The organism is Buchnera aphidicola (Phyllaphis fagi) (genome assembly GCF_964058955.1).
Taxonomy (GTDB): Bacteria; Pseudomonadota; Gammaproteobacteria; order Enterobacterales; family Enterobacteriaceae; genus Buchnera_L; species Buchnera_L aphidicola_AI.
Genome location: NZ_OZ060370.1, coordinates 221,547 through 243,855, shown reverse-complemented (window position 1 = coordinate 243,855; position 22,309 = coordinate 221,547). Strand labels below are relative to the sequence as shown.

The following is a 22,309-nucleotide window of genomic DNA, read 5'->3' as shown; positions in this document are numbered from 1 at the left end:
AATATTCTAGTAAAAGTTATAATTTATAAAAAATTTTATTATAATTTAATAGATTTTATTTAAACGCAAAAATTTTTATAATTTAATATAATATAAAATATAATTAATTATATTTAATTTTAAAATTATTTATATAAATGTTATTAAAAATTAATTTTAATGATTATTTAAGATGTATGTTTCGGTAACTTAGGACCAGTTGTTCCAGATGGATATAATATTGGTTTTATTCCATAATAAGACCATGCATCTATAATGGAATCAATCCATTTCCATGATGCTTCTATTTCTTCTCGACATACAAATAAAGATTGATTATTTCTCATACTTTCTAATAATAGTCGATCATATGCATCATAAATGTTTTTATTTTTAAAACTATCAGAGTAATTAAAATTTAGTTTTGTATTTTTTAATGTATATTCTGAATTTAAATTAGGAATTTTATTTAAAAATGTCATTTCTATTGATTCATTAGGCTGCAATTTTATTTTTAATTTATTTAGTGTTTTATCATGATTCTTTTGGTTAAATAGTTGTATGGGTATTTTTTTAAAATATATAATAATTTCAGATTTTTTATGTAGTAATCGTTTACCAGTTTTTAAATAAAACGGAATACCTTTCCACCTTTTATTATCAATGTATACTAAAATTTCAACAAAAGTTTCAGTACTACTATTTTTATTTGCTCCTGATTCATCTAAATAAGAAGGTGCTAATTGACCATTTATTATTCCAGAACTATATTGTCCTCTAATTGTATTTTGATGAATATTACTTATATCAATTTTTCTTAATGATTTTAATACTTTAATTTTTTCTCTTCTAATACTATTAGCATGTAAATTTTTAGGGGGAGACATTGCAATAATACTTAATATTTGTAATAAATGATTCTGAACCATATCACGTGTTTGTCCAATTTGATCAAAATATCCCCATCTTCCTTCAATACCGACTGTTTCAGAAACAGTAATTTTTACATGATCAATAATACTATTATCCCAATTATTATAAAATAAAGTATTTGCAAATCGTAATGCTAGTAAATTTAATATTGTTTCTTTACCAAGATAATGATCAATTCTAAATATTTGATTTTCCTTAAAATATTTACCTAGTTGATTATTAATAATTTTTGAAGATTGTAAAGATATTCCTATTGGTTTTTCTACGATAATTCTATTAGGTTCAGTATTAAGTTTTATTTTGCCTAATCCTGTACAAATATTACCAAATGTACTAGGAGGCATTGCAAAGTAATAAATATTAGTATTTTTTGTTTGATTTATTATGTTTTTTAATTGATTAAATTCTTTAATTTCTAATACATCTAAATTACAAAAGGATAATCGGTATTTAAATATTTTCCAATATTGTATATCAATATCTGTTTTTATAAATTTTTTTAATATTTGAAATGTAATTTGAGTATAATAATTATCATTCCAGTTAGCTCTTCCTACTCCAATAATTTTAGTATCTTTATGTAAATAATTACATTTTTCTAATTGATATAAAGAAGGTATAAGTTTTCTACAAGCTAAATCTCCTTTAGCTCCAAAAATTACTAAATTATATGGTTGAATTGTTTTTATATTCACTTTTTCCTCATTTGTTTTATATATTTTAAAAATTATAATATAATTAAAAAATATTAAAAGTATTTATATTTATTATTTAATACAATATTTTAAATAATATATTATATATTATAATATTTTATGTTATTTATTATACATGTAAAATGAGAATATATAATTTTTATTATATATTGTATAAATTTATTAAAAAGTTTAATTAAATAATTTAAAAATCAATATTATTTATAATAATATGATATATCATACAGATCTTATATAATTAAAAATTTTTAAATAACTTATGCATTCATTGTAATATTTTGAATAAAATAATGAATATGGTTAATAAAATGATTAAAAATAGAATAAGAAGAACAAAAATAGTTGTTACATTAGGTCCATCAACAGATAAAGATAATAATTTAGAAAAAGTTATTTTATCTGGAGCTAATGTTTTACGTTTAAATTTTTCGCATGGTACTCAAGAAGAACATGAATATCGTGCTTTTCATGCTTTAAAAATAGTAAAAAAATTAGGATATCATGTTGCATTATTAGGTGATTTACAAGGACCAAAGATTCGTATTTCTACATTTCAAAAACAATATGTCTTACTTAGTCCTGGAAATACATTCTTATTAGATGTGAATGTATTAAAAAATGAAGGTAATGAACATCAAGTTGGTATAGATTATAAACAATTACCTAATGATGTAAAAATTAATGATATTTTACTATTAGACGATGGTAGAATACAATTACAAGTAACACAAGTGAATGATTCTCAAATTTTTACTCGTGTCCTTTTTGGTGGAAAATTATCAAATAATAAAGGAATCAATAAATTAGGTGGGGGTTTATCTGCAAAATCGTTAACATATAAAGATAGACAAGATATTAATATTGCTTCAAAAATTGGTGTAGATTATCTAGCTATATCATTCCCTAGACATCCAAAGGATTTAATTATGGCTAGATCTTTAGCTCATGAAGCAGGTAGTTATGCTAAAATAGTTGCAAAAATTGAACGAGCTGAAGTAGTATCAAGTAAACAAATGATGAAAAATATGATATTAGCTTCTGATGTAGTTATGGTAGCTAGAGGTGATTTAGGGGTAGAAATAGGTGATCCTGAATTAATTAGTGTACAAAAACAATTAATTAAATATGCTCGAAAATTAAACCGAATTGTTATTACAGCCACTCAAATGATGGAATCTATGATTGTTAATCCTATACCTACGCGAGCAGAAGTAATGGATGTTGCAAATGCTGTTTTAGATGGAACAGATGCAGTTATGTTATCAGCTGAAACAGCATCTGGAAGATATCCATCTGAAACTGTTCAGTTAATGGCTAAAGTTTGTCAAGGAGCAGAAAAAATACCAAGTATTAATGTTTCTAAACATCGTTTAAATGTACAGTTTCATGATATTGAAGAAACTATTGTAATGTCTGCTATGTATGCTGCAAATCATTTAAATGGTGTAAGTGCAATTATTGCTCTAACAGAATCAGGAAGAAGTGCATTACTTATGTCTCGTATTACATCAGGATTACCTATTTTTGCTTTGTCTAAACATCAACATACATTAAATTTAGTTTCTTTATATAGAGGTGTTATTCCAATATATTTTAATAGTAAAGATGAGGGAGTAACAGTAGCAAATAATGCTATTAAATTACTGATAAAAAAAAGTTTTTTAGTTGTAGGTGATATAGTTATCGTTACTCAAGGTGATATTATGGGTAAAATTGGACAGTCTAATACTAGTAGAATTATACGAGTTACTTAATTAATATTTTTGTATTGTATTTATATTTTTTTTAAAATATTCTATATGTTATTTAAGATTATATAAAATTTATGTTATCATTGATTACACTTAAAAATATATTTATGGATTTATGTCATAGAAACATATTATCTAATATATCGTTATCATTAATTCCAAAAAATATTTTAACAATTATTGGACCAAATGGAGCAGGAAAATCTACTTTAATTAAAATTATACTAGGTTTATTAAAACCAACAAAAGGTAGTATAATTCAATGTAATAATTTAAAAATTGGTTATGTTCCTCAACAATTAAATTTTGATACTACATTTCCAATTTCAGTGTATAGATTTTTAAATTTATTTGTAGAATCGAAAAAAAATAATATTTTATCATTATTAAAACGTGTTAACGCAGAACATTTAAAAGATTTTCAGTTAAATAAATTATCTGGAGGTGAAATGCAACGCATGTTGTTAGCACGTGCATTATTAAATTCTCCTCAGATATTAATCTTAGATGAACCTACTCAAGGAATCGATATTTCTGGACAAGTGATTTTATATAAATTAATTAATCAATTAAAAAATGAATTTTCTTGTTCTATTTTAATTGTTTCTCATGATTTAAATTTAGTTATGGCACAAACAGATGAAGTGATTTGTTTAAATAATCATATTTGTTGTTCTGGTACTCCAAATTATGTTATAAATAATTTTGAATTTATTTCTATATTTGGATCAATAGAAATAGAAAAAATAGCGTTATATCATCATAAACATAATCATATTCATACTTTGTAAAATAACAATATAATTTTTAAAGAGTGATTATACATGCATAAAATGTTTTTTTTAGGTTGGTTAGCTGGAGTACTATTGTCTATATCATCTGGTTCCTTAGGAACTTTTATTGTTTGGCGTCGTATGTCATCTTTTGGAAATACAATATCACATTCCTCTTTGTTGGGTTTAGCTATTGCTGCATTAATAAATATTAATTCATTTTATGTAGTATTGCTTTTAGTTATAATATTAACAGTTATTATTGTTTATTTAGAGTGTTTTTCTAACTTAATGTTAGATACAATTTTAGGTATTATCACTTATAGTTCATTATCCCTAGGGATGATTATTTTAAATATTATTTCAACAAATAAAACAGTGGATTTGACAAATTATTTATTTGGAGATTTATTAATATTACAAACATGTGATGTTATAATAATTGGATGTATGAGTGTTTTTGTTTTATGTGTTTTAATATACTATTGGAGATCTATGATATCTGTTGTAATTAGTGATGAATTATCTCAACTTCATGGAATTAAAGTTTTTAAAGTTCGATTAATTTTAATGCTTATAACGTCTTTATTAATTGGAATTACAACAAAGTTAGTAGGAGCTTTATTAATTACTTCATTACTAATTATTCCTCCTGCCACAGTTCAAAAATTTGTTAAATCTCCAGAACAAATGATTTTTTATTCAATTATAGTAAGTATAATATCTATTACTTTAGGTGTAATATTTTCTATATTTTGTATTATTCCAATTAGTCCTATAATTATATTATTTGAATCTATTATATTTTTGATAAGTATGATTTTATAATATATGGTATGCGTTGTAAGAATATATTTAATGTTTAATAAAAGTTAAAATATCATTATTTTAATATATTGATTTAATTTTTAAATAATATGATTTGTAATGTATTAATTTATTTAATATTGTGTATTTGAAAATAATGTTGTAACAATATTAATATTTTCAAATATATATAAAATAATTATTTTAAATATAGAATATTTCATTTAATAATTTATGATATATTATATAATATTTTATAATTTAATCTATATTTCAAATCATATTATTTTTGTGTGTATATTGTAGTTGATATTTTTTATTACATTAAATATATTAATTTTTTATTTATTATTTTAGATATTAATAAGATATATTTGTAAAAATAGTATTTTAAAAATTATATATTTATTAAATTATTAACTTATTAGGAGATTTTGTCATTAAGCAGGTTGCAGAATTAGTTTTTGGGAAAGCAATAACATCTCGAATACTATGACTTTGAGTAAGTAACATAGTAATTCTATCTAAACCTAAAGCAATACCAGCATGTGGTGGTGTACCGTATTGTAATGCATTAATAAAAAAACCAAATTTTTTGTGTTGATCCTGTGGTGAAATACCTAATATTTCTAAAACTGTTTCTTGCATAATTTTATTATGAATTCGAACTGAACCGCTTCCTATTTCATATCCATTGATTACTAAATCATACGCATTAGAAAGACTAGATTCTGGGTTATCTTTCAATTGTTGAATTGTAATATTTTTTTTTGGTGATGTAAAAGGATGATGCATAGAAATAAAACAATTATTATCATTTTTTTCAAACATCGGGAAATCTGTAATCCAAACAGGTTTCCACAGATTATTTTGCGTAATTTTAATATCATATCCTATAATGATTCGTAAATCACTAAAGACTTGATTAACTATTTTAAATTCTCCTAAAATAATTAATATCATATCTCCATCTTTGGCATTGATATATTTAACAATATGCATTAAATATTTTTTTTCTAATAATTTTTCAGAAGTAAAAATACCATTTTCTTTTAATTGTATATTTTTAACCTTAATATAAATAGGATGAATATTTTTATATTTTTTTATTATATCATTATATCTATTAATATTATTTTTATTTAATAATAATAATCCCTGTGGAATTAATAAAGAAGTTATTCGAATATGATTCACTTTATATAATTGAGTAAAATGATGAGGAATAAGATTATGAATATCAACTAATTCTAGAGGATTACGTAAATCAGGTTTATCACAACCATATTTACATATTGATTCTTGAAAAGAAAGAATAGAAAATTTCTCTAACGTATAATTTATAATTTTTTTCCATAAAATTTGTATCATTGATTCAACAATCGAATATATTTTTTTTTTTTTTATAAAAGATGCTTCTATATCAATTTGAGTAAATTCTGGTTGGCGATCTGATCGAAGATCTTCATCCCTAAAACATTTAACAATTTGATAATATTTATCAACTCCAGATATCATTAATAATTGTTTAAATAATTGAGGAGATTGAGGTAATGCATAATATTTTTTTTTGTGTATTCGACTAGGAACTATATAATCTCGAGCTCCTTCAGGGGTAGGTGGAGTTAAAATAGGTGTTTCAATATTTAAAAAATTATGATTTTGCATAATTAAATGAATAATATTAGTTATATTATTACGAATTTTTAAATTCTTTAACATTTTAGGACGTCTTAAATCTAGATAACGATATTTTAGTTTTATTTTTTTATTATTAATATTATTTAAATCAATAGGTAACGTTTCAGAAATATTAAAGATTTTTATTTTAGAAGCAATTACTTCTATATCACCAGTTTTGAGATCTTGATTTTTATTATGTAATAATCGTTCCTGAATAATACCAGTTACTTTAATACAAAATTCATTTTTTAATGTGAAAGCGCTGTCAAAAGTTTTTTGATTTTTAGGATCAAAAAATATTTGTACTATTCCTGTGCAATCACGCATATCAATGAAAATAAAATTTTTCAAATTTCTCTTACGATGCACCCAACCACATAAAATTACTTTTTTTTTTACATCGCATAACCTTAATTCTCCACAATATTTGGTTCTCATATATTTAATGTTCCTAATGAATGAATTAAAAATTTTAGTATTACAATATATAATTTAAATATATCAATAAAATTATATGTTAATTTATATAATGTAATATTAGAATTTTCTATAAATATAGTTTATAATATTAACAATTATCTACTTCTAAATATAATTCTACCTTTTGTTAAATCATATGGAGTTAATTCTACTGTTACTTTATCTCCAGTTAAAATTCGAATATAATTTTTTCTCATTTTTCCAGATATATGAGCTGTAATAATATGTCCATTTTCTAGTTTAACGCGAAACATTGTATTAGGTAATGTATCTACTATACTACCTTTCATTTCAATATTTTCTTCTTTTGTCATATTATCTCCTATATTGTAATATAAATTATTAATTTATTAAATTTAATGAATTTAAATATCGTTCTGCATCTAATGCAGCCATACAACCGCTAGCAGAAGAAGTAATAGCTTGTTTATATATATGATCTGATACATCTCCAGCAGCAAAAATACCCGGTATGTTTGTTTGTGTATGACTATTATGATTTAAATGAGTTTGAATATATCCATATTTAGTTTGTATTTTATCATTAAAAATCTTTATATTAGGTACACTGCCAATAGCAATAAAAATACCCGATACATTAACAAATTTACTATGATTTTGAGATATTATTTCAATAGATGATACTCCTTTTGTACTACCCAAAATATCTTTAATAACATATGGAGTATATAATATAATTTTACCTTCTTGTATTTTTTGTTCTAGTCGTGTAACCAATATTTTTTCAGCTTTAAATTGTTTTTGACGATGTATTAAATAAACTTTAGAAGCTATATTAGATAAATATAATGCTTCTTCTAATGCTGTATTACCTCCACCAACAACTGCAACTTTTTTAGATTTATAAAAAAAACCATCGCAAGTTGCACATGTTGATACACCTTTCCCAATAAATTTCTTTTCAGAAGGTAAACCTAAATAACGTGGAGAAGATCCTGTCGCAATAATTAACGCATAACTGGTATATTTGTTTTCTTCACATTCTATTTTAAATTTTTGATGAGAAAAATCCACTTTCAATACTTGATCAAATACTATAGTAGTCTTTAATTGAAGAGCATGTTTTTCCATATCGTTCATTAATTCTAATCCAGTAGTTTTTTTAAATCTACCAGGCCAATTTTCAATTTGATTGGTAGAAATGAGTTGACCACCTTTTTGTATACCAGTGATTAATAAAGGATCTAAATTAGCTCGACATGCATATATAGCTGATGTATATCCTGCTGGACCCGATCCAATAATAATTAATTTTTTGTGTATTACACTGAATTTATCTTTCATAAATATATACTCTATTATATAATTGCAATATAATTTTTTATATAAATTAAAATATGTATATATGATTTTATGCAGTACATATTATCATATGAATATTTCAATGTTAAGAAATAAAAAAATAAGTAAAACAAAATTTTTATATTTTATATTGTGATATTATTAATTGTATAATATGTATATTTTATATATGTTATAATTATATTATAAAATAAAAATTTAAATATATTATGCTTGATTTATATTTATTACGTAAACAACCAGAAATAATTGCTGCAAAATTAAAAAATAGAGATTTTATTTTAGATATAGAAGATTTTTATTCTATGGAAAGAAGTAGAAAAAAATTACAAATTAAAACAGAAAATTTACAGTCTAAATGTAATTTTTTATCTAGATTAATAGGAAAAATGAAATCTATTAAAAAAAATTATCAAAGTATCAAACTTGAAGTTTTACAATTAAAAGAATCGTTAGTTCTTAAAAAACATAAATTATACAAATTAAAAAAAAAAATTAAAAATTTTACATTATCTCTTCCAAATATTCCACATAATACTGTTCCTTTGGGTAAAAATATCAATAATAATCAAATTATCACAATGTGGGGTAAAATTCGAAAATATAAATTTAAAATTCAAAATCATGTTTCTTTAGGAAAAAAAATTAATGGTTTTGATTGGTTTTCTGCAGTACAAATGTCTGGTTCTAGATTTGTAATTATGAAAGATAAAATAACGTTATTATATCGAGCATTAGGTCAATTTATGTTAGATATACATACTATACAACATGGTTATTTAGAAACATATGTTCCATACTTACTAAATTATGATAGTTTATATGGTACCGGTCAACTACCTAAATTTAAAGAAGATTTATTTTATGTATCTTCTATGGAAAATAATAAAAATAAATATATTTTAATACCAACCGCAGAAGTACCATTAACTAATATTTTTAAAAATCAAGTTATCTCTGAAATTGATTTACCAATTATGTTAACTGCACATACACCTTGTTTTCGTGCTGAGCATTTATCTTATGGGAAAGACACACAAGGATTAATTCGTATGCATCAATTTGACAAAGTTGAAATTATTCAAATTAGTCATCCAGAATATTCTATGAATATTTTAGATAATTTAACATTTCATGCTGAAAAAATATTAAGATTATTAAAATTACCATATAGAAAAATTCTTTTATCTTCTGGAGATATGAGTTTTTCTGCTTCTAAAACATATGATTTAGAAGTGTGGTTTCCTTCTCAAAATAATTACAGAGAAGTATCTTCTTGTTCTAATATGTCTGATTTTCAATCAAGACGTATAAAAATTAAATATTATGATAAACATACAAATAAAAAACAATTTGTTCATACAATTAATGGATCAGGATTAGCTCTTGGTAGAACATTAGCTGCAATATTAGAAAATTATCAACATTCTGATGGATGTATTGAAATACCAGAAATATTACGTGAAAATTACATGAATGGTATTGAATATATAAAATAGAAATATTTAATATTATTGTAATATTCAAATTTTAATCAATAACCTTTTTTAATACAATTTATGAATAAAATAATATATAATTTTAGTGCTGGACCTTCCATGTTACCTCAAGAAGTTTTATTACAGATAAAACATGAATTTTTAAATTGGAATGATACAGGAACTTCAATCATAGAAATTAGTCATCGAAGTTTAGATTTTTTACAGGTTATACAAGAATTAGAACAATCTTTAAGAAACCTATTATGCATTCCAAATGAATATGTTATTTTATTTTGTCCAGGAGGAGCAAGAGGTCAATTTGATGCAATTCCTATGAATTTATTAAGACATTTTCATTCTGCTGATTATATTAATAGTGGATATTGGTCATATAATGCGATGTTAGAAGCAAAAAAATATTGTTCTCCGAATAATATTAATGTTTTATCAAATTATCAAAATAAAAAATTTGTCCTTCCTATGAAGAAATGGAATATAAAAAATAATACAGCATATCTTCATTATTGCCCAAATGAAACAATTGATGGTATTTCAATTTATGAAGAACCTAATTTTCCTGATAAAATTGTAGTAGGTGATTTTTCTTCATTTATTTTATCTCGTAAAATTAATATTAAAAAATATGATCTGATTTATGCTAGTGCACAAAAAAACCTTGGTCCTTCTGGATTAACATTAGTAATTTTAAAAAATACATTATTGAATATGAATAATAAATTAATTCCATCGATTTTAAATTATAAAAAATTATTTAAATATCAATCTATGTTTAATACACCAGTAACGTTTTCTTGGTATGTATCAGGATTAGTATTAAAGTGGATAAAAAAAAATGGTGGAATACAATTTTTTGAAAAACTAAATTATCAAAAATCACAATTATTATATAATACAATAGATAGAAGTGGTTTTTATATTAACCATATTCATAATAATAATCGATCTCAAATGAATGTAACGTTTAATTTAAAAAATCCTAAATTAAATAATATTTTTCTTAAAAAATCTATGGAAAACGGTTTAAAATTTTTAAAAGGTCACAAAGTAGTAGGAGGATTTCGAGCTTCTATTTATAATGCTATGCCTCTATCTGGAGTACAAGCATTAGTTCAATTTATGATACAATTTGAAAAAAAATATGGATAATCATTTAATACTACAATGATCAATAATTTTAAAGTAATAATATTACAATACTATAAATTATTTGTTATAACAAGGAATTTGTGAATGCAAAAGGTTTTAACGTTACAACCTGTATCTTCAGTATATGGAGAAATATGTTTACCTGGTTCAAAAAGTATTTCTAACCGAGTTTTATTAATTTCAGCTATATCTCATGGAACAACATATTTAAAAAACTTATTAGATAGTGATGATGTTGAATATATGTTAAATGCTTTAAGACAGCTTGGTATACAGTTTACTTTAAGTAATAATAATAAAAATTGTATTATGAAAGGTAATCCTAATTTATTATCGTCTTATCATAAAATGTCAATTTTTTTAGGTAATGCAGGAACTGCTATTCGACCATTAACAGGAGTTCTCTCAATATATAATAATGATATTATATTAACTGGTGATTCAAGAATGAAAGAACGTCCTATTCATCATTTAGTAAATGCTTTAATACAAGGGGGAGCTTGTATAGAATATTTAGAACAAGAAAACTATCCTCCAATACGTATTTCAGGGGGATTTCAAGGTGGTAAAATAATAATTAAAGGTAATATTTCAAGTCAATTTTTAACATCTTTATTGATAACCGCTCCTCTTGCGAAATTAGATACTACTATTTTTATTAAAGGTATATTAGTTTCAAAACCATATATTGATATTACAATTAATATAATGAAATCTTTTGGAATTAATGTATCTAATGATAATTACAATACCTTTTATATAAAAGGTAATCAACAATATTACTCTCCTGAAAACTATTGGATTGAAGGAGATGCTTCTTCTGCATCTTATTTTTTAAGTGCTGCTGCTATTAAAGGTCAATATATTCGTGTAACAGGAATAGGAAAAAATAGTATTCAGGGAGATATTCAATTTTTGGATGTCTTAGAAAAAATGGGTGCAAAAGTTTATAAAAGTAATAATTTTATAGAATGTTATCAAGGTAACTTAATAGGAATAGATTTAGATGCTAATCATATTCCTGATGCTGCTATGACAATTGCAATATTAGCATTATTTTCTCATAATGGTAGTATTACTACTATTCGGAATATATATAATTGGAGAGTAAAAGAAACAGATAGATTATATGCGATGAAAACTGAATTACGAAAAATAGGAGCTGATGTATATACAGGAAAAGATTTTATTTGTATTACTCCGCCTAAAAAATTTATTCATGCTACAATTAACACTTATAATGATCATAGAATAGCTATGTGTTTTTCTTTAATTGCCTTATCTAATCAACCTGTTACTATTATTAATCCTGAATGTGTTTCAAAAACATTTCCAAATTATTTTTCTGAATTTTTAAAAATTAGTATATTTAAAAAATAAAAATATAAAATTTATTTTTATTTTTTATAACTTAACGTAATATAATACTTTTAATTTAAATGTATAAAAATAGGAATTTTAATATGATAAATTTAGCTCCAGTTATTACTATAGATGGTTTGTGTGGTTCTGGGAAAAGTGGATTATGTCAAGCACTTTCTAGACACTTAAATTGGTTTACCTTAGAATCGGGTATGATGTATAGAATATTAGCGTGTTTATTTTTAAAAAAAAATATTCCTATTTCTGAAAAATTCTTAACATCTGTTTTAAATGATTTAGATCATCATTTTATTTATAAAAATGGTTTTATATGTAATATTATAAATAAAAATTTTTCAAAAAAATACATTATGTCAAAAAAAGTAACTAATACTGCTTCAAAATTAGCTACTTTTGTATATGTTAGAAATTACCTTTTTAAAAAACAAAAATTATTTCGTCAATTACCAGGATTAGTTGCTAATGGTAGAGATATGGGTACTGTTGTATTTCCTGATGCAATAATAAAATTTTTCTTAGAAGCAACATTAGAAAATAGAGTATCTCGTAGATTAGAAGATTTTAAAAATCAAGGTTATAATTTTGAATTTCATATTTTATTAGATGAAATGAAAAAAAGAGATGAGCGCGATCAAAATAGACAGCATTCTCCATTAAAAATGGCAGATAATGCAATTATATTAGATTCTAATAATATTACTTTTTTAGAAGTAGTACAGATTGCTATTAAATATATAAATCAACATGATTATTTTAAAGATTAATTCTTACTATAATTAGGATAATTATAGAATATATTAATAACACTATTTTAATGGATATAAAATAGATGTTACATTACTGTGTTATAAATTATTTATATGAATGAATCTTTTTCCAAATTGTTTGAAGAATCTTTAAATCAAGTAAAAACCAAACCCGGATCAATTATTCCAGGAATTATTATAGCTATAGAAAAAGATATGGTATTAATTGATTCTGGATTAAAATCAGAGTCATATATTTCTATTGAACAATTTAAAGATAATAAAGGTAAATTAGAAATTAAAGTAGGTGACTGTATTGATGTATCATTAGATGCAATGGAAGATGGTTTTGGAGAAACTTTATTATCAAGAGAAAAAGCTAAAAGACATGAGTCTTGGTTAAAATTAGAACAAGCACATGATAATTCTGATACAATTATAGGTATTATTAGCGGTAAAGTAAAAGGTGGATTTACTGTTGAGCTAAATGATTTGCGTGCATTTTTACCAGGATCATTGGTAGACGTAAGACCAGTTCGAGAAACAAGTCATTTAGAAGGAAAAAAATTAGAATTTAGAGTTATTAAATTAGATCAAAAAAGAAATAATGTAGTTGTTTCAAGAAGGGCTGTTATTGAATCTGAACATAGTGCTGAAAGAAATCAATTATTATCTAATTTACAAGAAGGTTTAAAAATTAGAGGATCAGTAAAAAATTTAACTGATTATGGTGCATTTATTGATTTGGGTGGTGTTGATGGATTATTACATATTACTGATATGGCATGGAAAAGAGTAAAACATCCTAGTGAAATTGTTAGTATTGGTGAGGAAATTTTTGTTAAAGTATTAAAATTTGATCGAGATAAAACTAGAGTATCTTTAGGGTTAAAACAATTAAGTGAAGATCCATGGATTTCTATTTCCACAAAATATCCAGAAGGTAGTATGGTTAGTGGTCGAGTAACAAATTTAACAGATTATGGATGTTTTGTAGAAATTCAAGAAGGTGTAGAAGGTTTAGTGCATGTTTCTGAGATGGATTGGACTAATAAAAATATTCATCCTTCTAAAGTAGTACATGTTTCAGATATTATTAAAGTCATGGTATTAGATATTGATGAAGATAGACGTCGTATTTCATTAGGTATTAAACAATGTAAACCAAATCCTTGGAAAATTTTTTCAGAAACACATAATAAAGGAATGAGAGTTCAAGGAAAAATTAAATCTATTACAGATTTTGGAATTTTTATTGGATTAAAAGGTGGAATTGACGGATTAGTGCATTTATCAGATATTGAATGGATTAATTCTGGTGACAAAGTATTAAAAAAATATAAAAAAGGAGATGAAATATCAGCAATGGTATTACAAGTTGATTCTGATAGAGAAAGAATATCATTGGGTATTAAACAGTTATGTGAAGATCCATTACATGTATATATAAATTCATATAAAAAAGAAGATACAATTATTGGACAGATTACATCTATCAGTAATAATATGCTACATATAAAATTATCTAATAAAATGGAAGGAATATTAAATATTCATAATATACCTAAACAATATATAACAAGAAATATTTCTACGATATTTAGTATAAATGATTTAATAAAGTGTATAATAAGTAATGTTGATTATAAAAATAGAATTATTAATCTTTCTTTAAGTAAAAAATTTATAACTCATCAAGTAAATTATTATATTAAAACATTAAAAAAATATGATAATTTATTTTTTTCTAATATTATAATTTCAATATTTCAAGTAGTAAAAAATGAAAATTAAATATTTATTAATTTATATGTCATTGAATAAATATATAATTGATTAAAATATTGTTATATATTTATACTATAATATAAAATAAATGAATATTTATATAAATTTGGAAGCTAAGTAGCTAATATATTTATAGAACTTAGTTTCTATATAAAAATATTTTATAAAATAAAAATGATATTTTTGTACCAATGTAATATTCAATAAATTAATTATTTTAATTTGTAAATACCATTTAAAAACATAATTCATATTTTATAATTACGACATTTTAGTATAATTGATTTTTATAATAATATCTGAGCGCCGGCATTATTCCGGCACTCATATAAATTTAATACAATTTTTTAGCAATTTTAAATGCATCATATTTGAATATTTTTTTTACATGTTGTGAGGTTTTTTGGATATCATTATGAACTATTTTTTCATTCTGAATACCAATACATCTTCCCCCATACCCTTTTATAAGAAGTTCTATTGCATAAGATCCCATTCGAGAAGCTAAAATACGATCATATACTACTGGTGCTCCTCCTCTTTGTATATGACCTAAAATTGTTGCTCTTGTTTCTCTATTAGTATTATTTTCTATATATTGAGCTAATTTTTTAACATCACACATATATTCTGTTATTACTATAATGGCATGTTTTTTACCTCTTTTGATACCTAACTTTACTTCTTCAAGTAAGTCTTCTTTCTTATAATTAATTTCTGGTAGTACGATAAATTCACATCCTCCAGCAATAGCAGAAAATAAAGTTAAATCTCCACAATATCTTCCCATTACTTCTACAATAGAAATTCTTTGATGTGAAGATGATGTATCTCTTAAACGATCCATAGCTTCTACTATAGTTTGTAAAGCAGTACAATATCCTATAGTATAATCTGTTCCTGAAACATCATTATCAATTGTTCCAGGCAAACCAATACAAGGTATACCCATTTTTGTTAATTTTTTAGCACCAATATAAGAACCGTTACCACCAATAATAACAAGAGCATCAATTTTTTTATATTTTATATTGTTAACTGCAATATATCGAATTGTTTTTTTAGAAAATTGAGGGAATCGTGTTGAACCTAAAAAAGTACCACCTTTATTAATTATATCAGATACACTATATCGATCTAAGTCTATCATTCTATTTTCATATAATCCTAAATATCCATCATATATTCCAAATATTTTTAATTTTTCACTTAAACCTGTTCGTACAACAGATCGAATAGCAGCATTCATTCCAGGAGCATCACCTCCACTCGTTAATACACCAATTCTTTTAATCATGATAATTAACCTTAAAAATTAAAGTATGTATTAAGGTTGAATATAGTAGTTATAAAAATAATATTAATAATATACAATAAAATGTTATGCTATATATGTACTATTATTTAAAGTTAAATTAAAAATATTTAATTTTATTATATAATAAGTTATCACTATTTTTTTAAAAAATAATATTTTATAGGACATAGTTTTTTATCAAAATTATAAATAATAGGAATACCATTTGGAATATATAAATTTATTATTTCATTGTTATTAATATTCGATAAATATTTTATTAATGCTCTTAAAGAATTACCATGAGCTACAATTAAAACATTTTTTTTATTTTTTATATTTGGAAAAATTTTATTATTCCAATAAGGTAAAACTCTATTAAGAGTTAATTCTAAACTTTCAGAAACTGGTATATGATGACAATTTAATTTTTCATATTTTTTACTATTTTCTAAAAGTAAATTTTTTATTGTCTTTAATTTTGGAGGTATTGCTTTAAAACTTCTACGCCATTTTTTGACTTGTTCTTTTCCATACTTTAAATTTGTTTCTAATTTACTTAATCCTTGTAATTTACCATAATGTCTTTCATTTAGATACCATGTTTTTTTTACTGGTATCCAACATTGATTTAATTCTCTTAATATTTTCCATAAAGTATTAATGGCTCTATTTAATACAGATGTATAAGAAATATCAAATTCAAAATTATTTTTTTTTAATATTTTCCCAGCTTCTTGAGCCTCTTTTTTACCTTTATTTGATAATTCTACATTAGTCCAACCAGTAAATTTATTTAATTTATTCCATGTACTTTCACCATGTCTTACTAAAACTAATTGATTATTCTCCATATTTTATTCCTATTATATGCAATATAATATGTATTTATTTATTTTTAATTTTTATTTTTTTAAATTTCTAATAAAACTCTTGTAAAATCTTCTAATTTATTTTTAACCATATTTAAAAACCCTACAGCTTCTTTACCATCAATTAATCTATGATCATAAGACAGTGCTATGTACATCATAGGTGCAATTTTAATTTCTTGATTTATTGATATAGGACGATCTTGAATAGTATGCATACCTAAAATAGCTGATTGGGGGGGATTAATGATAGGTGTTGACAACAAAGAACCAAAGGTACCACCATTAGTAATAGTAAAATTACCTCCAATTAAGTCTGATAACTGTAATTTTTCTTGATTACTTTGAGCAATAAAATATTTAATTTTTTTTTCTATTTGTGACATAGTCATACTGTTTACATCTTTTAGTACTGGAGTAACTAAACCTGTATTAGTTGCAATAGCAACATTAATATCAAAATAATCATAGTACACTATATAATTTTTTTCAATTCTTGCATTTATTGTTTTAAAAATTTTTAAAGATTCTACTACTGCTTTAATAAAAAAAGACATAAATCCTAATCGAACTTTATAATTTTCTTGAAAAGATTTTCCATATAGATTACGAAGGTTAATAATTGACTGCATATTTACTTCGTTAAATGTTGTTAACATTGCAGTATTATTTTTTGAATATAATAATTTTTCCGATATTCTTTTACGTATAGGAGTCATTAATACACGTTTTTCATTACGATTATTGGAATTTTTATTTTCTGGAATTAATGTATTTTTTGAAGAATCTTTATTTTTATGTATAAAATTTTTTTTTTTTTTTAACGTATGTAAAGAATATGAATTATTCTTTAACATTATTCTTCTAATAGATGGACTTAAGTAACGTTGAAATAATTCATCTTGTGTGTTTTGAAAGACCTGATTTATTTTCTTTATATTGTTTAAATTTTTTATATTATTTTTATTTGATTGTATATTCTTAGTTTCTTTAATTAATCCTATTATTTGTTTATTATATACTGTTTCTCCTTCATTTTTTAATATAGATTTCAAAATACCATTAACAGAAGCAGGTACTTCTAAAATTACCTTTTCAGTTTCAATTTCTACAAGTATTTCATCTTGTTTAATAATATCACCAACCTTTTTATTCCAATGAATAATTGTAGCATTAGTAATTGATTCTGGTAATTCAGGAACTAAAATATTTATTTGATTCATTATTCGATCTCTTTAATGTATATTTAAAGCATTATTAATAATTTTTTTTTGTTGTTTTAAATGAAGAAATATAGATCCTACAGCTGGTGCTGCTGAAGAAGATCTTCCAATGTATTGTATATTGATATTGTATAATGATATTGATGTTAAACATTTTTGAATATAATACCATGCACCTTGATTTTTTGGTTCTTCTTGACACCAATAAAAATTATGTACTGAATGATATAATTTTAATAAATTTAATATTTCTTGTTTAGGGAAAGGATATAGTTGTTCTACTCTAATTAAAACAACATGTATTGTATTTTTTTTTCTTCTTTCAGATAATAAATCATAATATATCTTACCTGAACAAAAAATAATTTTTTTAATACATGATAAATTAATTAAATCTATTTCATTAATTATAGGTTTAAAATATCCATATTCTAGTTCTGTTAAAGTTGAATTAGCTAAAGGATTTCTTAATAATGATTTAGGTGAGATAATAATTAAAGGTTTGAAAATAATATTAAAAGCTTGATGACGTAAAAGATGATATATTTGTGAAGCAGTAGAAGGAATACATATTATAATATTTTTTTGAGAACATAATTGAAGAAAACGTTCTATTCTTGCAGAAGAATGCTCAGGTCCTTGTCCTTCATATCCATGTGGTAAAAACATTACTAATTTAGATTTTATTCCCCACTTTTGTTCACCTGAACTAATAAATTGATCGATTACAACTTGTGCTCCGTTAGCAAAATCACCAAATTGCGCTTCCCAAATATTTAATGTATTATATGAATCTATGGAATAGCCATATTCAAAAGCTAATACAGATTCTTCTGATAATACAGAATCCCAAATATGAAATTTTCCTATTATTTTTTTTAAATTATTTAATGGAATATAATTTATTCCATTATATTGATCATGTATCACTGCATGTCGATGGAAAAAAGTACCTCTACTTATATCTTCTCCCGATAATCTACATGAAATACCTTGATATAATAAAGTAGCATATGCAAGATTTTCTGCAGCTCCCCAATCAAATAATTTTTTTCTTATTGCCATGTCATATCTTGATTGATATATTTTAACAATTCTATTGTGTGCTTTTATACTGTCAGGTATTAAACTAATTTGAATTGCTAAATATTGAACATTATTTATATTCAAATTAGATAATATATTTCTTTTTTTTTTTGATATTATTATCTTATTTAGTATTTTATGATTTGAATTTTGACTGTTAATATTAAATTGATTACGATATTTTACTTTTAAATCGTTAAAATATGTTGCATCAATAACTTTATTTAATTCTAATAATTTTGAATATATTGTACATATTGTAGGGTGACTTTTTATTTTTTGATACATAAGAGGTTGTGTAACACTTGGTTCATCTGCTTCATTATGACCATTTCTACGGTAACAAACTAAATCAATGAAAACATCTTTTTTAAATTTATATCTAAAATTTAATGCTAATTGAATAATAAAAATAACAGATTCTGGATCATCTGCATTAACATGAAATACTGGTGATTGTATTATTTTAGCTATATCTGTACAATATTCAGTTGATCTAATATCTTTTGTGTTAGAAGTAGTAAATCCAATTTGATTATTAATTATAATATGTACTGTTCCACCTACAGTATAACCATTAGTCTGAGACATATTTAATAATTCTTGGTTGACTCCTTGACCGATAATTGCAGCGTCTCCATGTATATTAATAGGTAATATATTATTAGAATTAAATACTTTTTCTTTATCTATATATGCTCGACTAGATCCCATAATTACAGGATTAATAATTTCTAAATGAGATGGATTGGGTTTTAAATCTACTGTTATAATTTTATTTTTTATTTTAATTTTTGAACACATTCCAAAATGATATTTTGCATCTCCTGTTCCATAATATGGTTTATATGTATTAGAAAATTCATTACATAAATCATACATATTTTTATTTAAAACATTTACTAACACATTTAATCTTCCTCGATGTGCCATACCAATAATAATTTTAGAAGATAATTTTTTAATAGAATCACGTATAATATAATGTAAAATAGGAATTAATACTTCACATCCTTCTAACGAAAAACGTTTTGTTCCAGGAAACCGACTATTAAGATATTTTTCAAAAATTTCTGATTTTACTAATTGTTTTAAAAGTTTGATTTTTTGTTGTTTTTTTAAAACAAAACGATTAGATTTATTTTCTACATTTTTTTGTATCCAACTAGTTTCTGATATTTTATCAATATACATGTATTCTATGCTAAAAGTTGTGCAATATATTTTTTTAAATTTTTCATAAATTAATTTTAATGAATGAATTTTATTATTTTTATTTAGTATTTTTTTAACGTAAATATTTTTTTGTGTATTTATAAAATTAAAACCATGTAATAATAAAAATTTTTTTAGTTTATCTGTTTGAGGTATAAATCTAATAGGATCTAAATTAGCAAATTTATGTCCATATCTTCTAAATAAATCAATTAATTTAAATATATTTAAATTATTATTATCAATATCATGAGAATTTAATTTAATATCATTTTTTAAATTATCTTTCATAACAGAAAAATAATTTTTATTTTCTTGAAATAATTGTTTCCAGTATAATTCTACTGAATCAGAATCATATAGAAATTTTTGGTAAATATGTTCAATATATAATTGATTCATACCATTTAAGTTATAAAATTTTGAATCAAATATATTTTTTTTTTCTTGCATAATATTACCTAGAAATAATTTTCAATAGTGTACAATATATACATAAAATTAAAGTACTATAGTTTAGTAATATAATAAATACTAAAGATCTATATAGAATCTATATAGAATTTATATAGAATTTATATAAAATTAATACAAGATTAATATGGTTATATAGGATTATTGATATCAATAAATATAACATTTAAATTATATTTTTTAGATATCCATTGTCCTAATTTTTGTATTCCATACCGTTCTGTAGCATAATGTCCAGCTGCAAAAAAATTGATATTACTTTCATGTGCATAATGCATAGTATCTTCAGATGCTTCTCCTGTTAAAAAAGCATCTAATTTTAAATCATGTGCTTGTTTTATAAATTTTTGTCCTTTACCACTACACCAAGCAATAGTATTAATTTTATATAATTTAGAACGACTAAAACAAATAGGTATTCTTTTAAATTTCGATGTAATTTTATGAAATAAATTTTTGACAGTAATATGTGAATTAAACTTTCCCCATAAAACAATATCTGATATTTTACCTAATACAGTAATTTCTAATTTTTTAGCTATTTGCATATTATTACCTAATGTTTTATGAACATCTAATGGTATATGCCAACTATATAAATTAATATTATTTTTTAATATTGAGTGTATTCTAGTTTTTTGTATTTTTTGAATATTTTTAGATTCATGATCCCAAAATAAACCATGATGTACAATAATTGCTTGAGCTTGATATTGAATAGCAAAATCGATTAGTTGTTGACAAATACTAACTCCTGTAACAATTTTTTGTATATTATGATTACCTTCTATTTGTAATCCATTATTAGTAATATCTTGAAATAAATGAGAATTTAATTTTTTATTAATAATATTTTCTAAATTATAATTATTCATTAAGTATTGTATGAAATATGAAATATATATTAAAAAATAAAAATAGTTTTATAATTTAATATAAAATAAAATTGATATATTTTATTGTATAGAAAATATTTATCTTACATAAATATTAAATATTGTATTAATAAAATTTTCTATAAATTATAAATAAAATTATTGAATATTTATTCAGTTATATTGATAAAAGATAAGATTATGAATATAAAAATATTTATGATTAGATTAAATATATAGTTTAAATTAATAAGTAT

General features: G+C 22.9%; 17 protein-coding genes. 8 read left to right on the top strand and 9 right to left on the bottom strand.

The window, feature by feature from the left end:
• Window positions 1–167: 167 nt before the first annotated feature.
• Window positions 168–1,607, bottom strand: coding sequence for a glucose-6-phosphate dehydrogenase (gene zwf / locus AB4W56_RS01045; RefSeq protein ID WP_367675641.1), 1,440 nt, complete (start codon window positions 1,605–1,607; stop codon window positions 168–170).
• 332 nt (window positions 1,608–1,939) lie between these two features.
• On the opposite strand from zwf, the gene pyk reads away from it, so the two are divergent.
• The 3 genes from pyk (at window position 1,940) to AB4W56_RS01030 (ending at window position 4,980) form a co-directional block, all read left to right on the top strand.
• Window positions 1,940–3,382, top strand: coding sequence for a pyruvate kinase (gene pyk / locus AB4W56_RS01040; protein ID WP_367675977.1), 1,443 nt, complete (start codon window positions 1,940–1,942; stop codon window positions 3,380–3,382).
• Window positions 3,383–3,453: 71 nt separating this feature from the next.
• Window positions 3,454–4,170 carry a zinc ABC transporter ATP-binding protein ZnuC gene (gene znuC / locus AB4W56_RS01035; RefSeq protein ID WP_367675640.1) on the top strand — a complete coding sequence of 239 codons (717 nt, stop codon included), beginning with the start codon at window positions 3,454–3,456 and terminating at the stop codon, window positions 4,168–4,170.
• Window positions 4,171–4,203: 33 nt separating this feature from the next.
• Complete coding sequence (locus tag AB4W56_RS01030; protein WP_367675639.1) at window positions 4,204–4,980, top strand: metal ABC transporter permease; 777 nt, start codon at window positions 4,204–4,206, stop codon at window positions 4,978–4,980.
• Between the two features lie 387 nt (window positions 4,981–5,367).
• Here AB4W56_RS01030 and aspS read toward each other — a convergent pair whose 3' ends face one another.
• From aspS to trxB, 3 genes are all read right to left on the bottom strand, one after another.
• A complete protein-coding gene (aspS, locus tag AB4W56_RS01025) occupies window positions 5,368–7,080 on the bottom strand; it encodes an aspartate--tRNA ligase (protein WP_367675638.1) in 1,713 nt (570 codons plus the stop codon).
• A 137-nt stretch (window positions 7,081–7,217) separates the two neighbouring features.
• On the bottom strand, window positions 7,218–7,436 hold the full coding sequence (gene infA / locus AB4W56_RS01020; RefSeq protein ID WP_367675637.1) for a translation initiation factor IF-1: 219 nt from the start codon (window positions 7,434–7,436) through the stop codon (window positions 7,218–7,220).
• 28 nt (window positions 7,437–7,464) lie between these two features.
• A complete protein-coding gene (trxB, locus tag AB4W56_RS01015) occupies window positions 7,465–8,427 on the bottom strand; it encodes a thioredoxin-disulfide reductase (protein ID WP_367675636.1) in 963 nt (320 codons plus the stop codon).
• Window positions 8,428–8,654: 227 nt separating this feature from the next.
• Here trxB and serS point away from each other — a divergent pair, with 227 nt between their 5' ends.
• The 5 genes from serS (at window position 8,655) to rpsA (ending at window position 15,016) form a co-directional block, all read left to right on the top strand.
• Window positions 8,655–9,944, top strand: coding sequence for a serine--tRNA ligase (gene serS, locus AB4W56_RS01010; RefSeq protein WP_367675635.1), 1,290 nt, complete (start codon window positions 8,655–8,657; stop codon window positions 9,942–9,944).
• Window positions 9,945–10,004: 60 nt separating this feature from the next.
• Complete coding sequence (serC, locus tag AB4W56_RS01005; RefSeq protein ID WP_367675634.1) at window positions 10,005–11,093, top strand: 3-phosphoserine/phosphohydroxythreonine transaminase; 1,089 nt, start codon at window positions 10,005–10,007, stop codon at window positions 11,091–11,093.
• A gap of 84 nt (window positions 11,094–11,177) precedes the next feature.
• Window positions 11,178–12,473 (top strand): 3-phosphoshikimate 1-carboxyvinyltransferase, encoded by a 1,296-nt coding sequence (gene aroA, locus AB4W56_RS01000; RefSeq protein ID WP_367675633.1) that lies wholly within the window; start codon window positions 11,178–11,180, stop codon window positions 12,471–12,473.
• Window positions 12,474–12,556: 83 nt separating this feature from the next.
• Window positions 12,557–13,240 (top strand): (d)CMP kinase, encoded by a 684-nt coding sequence (gene cmk, locus AB4W56_RS00995; protein WP_367675632.1) that lies wholly within the window; start codon window positions 12,557–12,559, stop codon window positions 13,238–13,240.
• 96 nt (window positions 13,241–13,336) lie between these two features.
• The gene (rpsA, locus tag AB4W56_RS00990) at window positions 13,337–15,016 is read left to right on the top strand and encodes a 30S ribosomal protein S1 (protein WP_367675631.1); all 1,680 of its coding nucleotides are present in this window, start codon (window positions 13,337–13,339) and stop codon (window positions 15,014–15,016) included.
• A 328-nt stretch (window positions 15,017–15,344) separates the two neighbouring features.
• On the opposite strand, the gene pfkA is transcribed toward rpsA, so the two are convergent.
• From pfkA to AB4W56_RS00965, 5 genes are all read right to left on the bottom strand, one after another.
• Complete coding sequence (gene pfkA, locus AB4W56_RS00985) at window positions 15,345–16,307, bottom strand: 6-phosphofructokinase (RefSeq protein WP_367675630.1); 963 nt, start codon at window positions 16,305–16,307, stop codon at window positions 15,345–15,347.
• A 155-nt stretch (window positions 16,308–16,462) separates the two neighbouring features.
• On the bottom strand, window positions 16,463–17,161 hold the full coding sequence (gpmA, locus tag AB4W56_RS00980) for a 2,3-diphosphoglycerate-dependent phosphoglycerate mutase (protein ID WP_367675629.1): 699 nt from the start codon (window positions 17,159–17,161) through the stop codon (window positions 16,463–16,465).
• Between the two features lie 59 nt (window positions 17,162–17,220).
• Window positions 17,221–18,402 carry a dihydrolipoyllysine-residue succinyltransferase gene (gene sucB, locus AB4W56_RS00975; protein ID WP_367675628.1) on the bottom strand — a complete coding sequence of 394 codons (1,182 nt, stop codon included), beginning with the start codon at window positions 18,400–18,402 and terminating at the stop codon, window positions 17,221–17,223.
• 12 nt (window positions 18,403–18,414) lie between these two features.
• On the bottom strand, window positions 18,415–21,156 hold the full coding sequence (locus AB4W56_RS00970; protein WP_367675627.1) for a 2-oxoglutarate dehydrogenase E1 component: 2,742 nt from the start codon (window positions 21,154–21,156) through the stop codon (window positions 18,415–18,417).
• 152 nt (window positions 21,157–21,308) lie between these two features.
• Window positions 21,309–22,052, bottom strand: coding sequence for a Nif3-like dinuclear metal center hexameric protein (locus tag AB4W56_RS00965; protein WP_367675626.1), 744 nt, complete (start codon window positions 22,050–22,052; stop codon window positions 21,309–21,311).
• Window positions 22,053–22,309 lie beyond the last annotated feature (257 nt).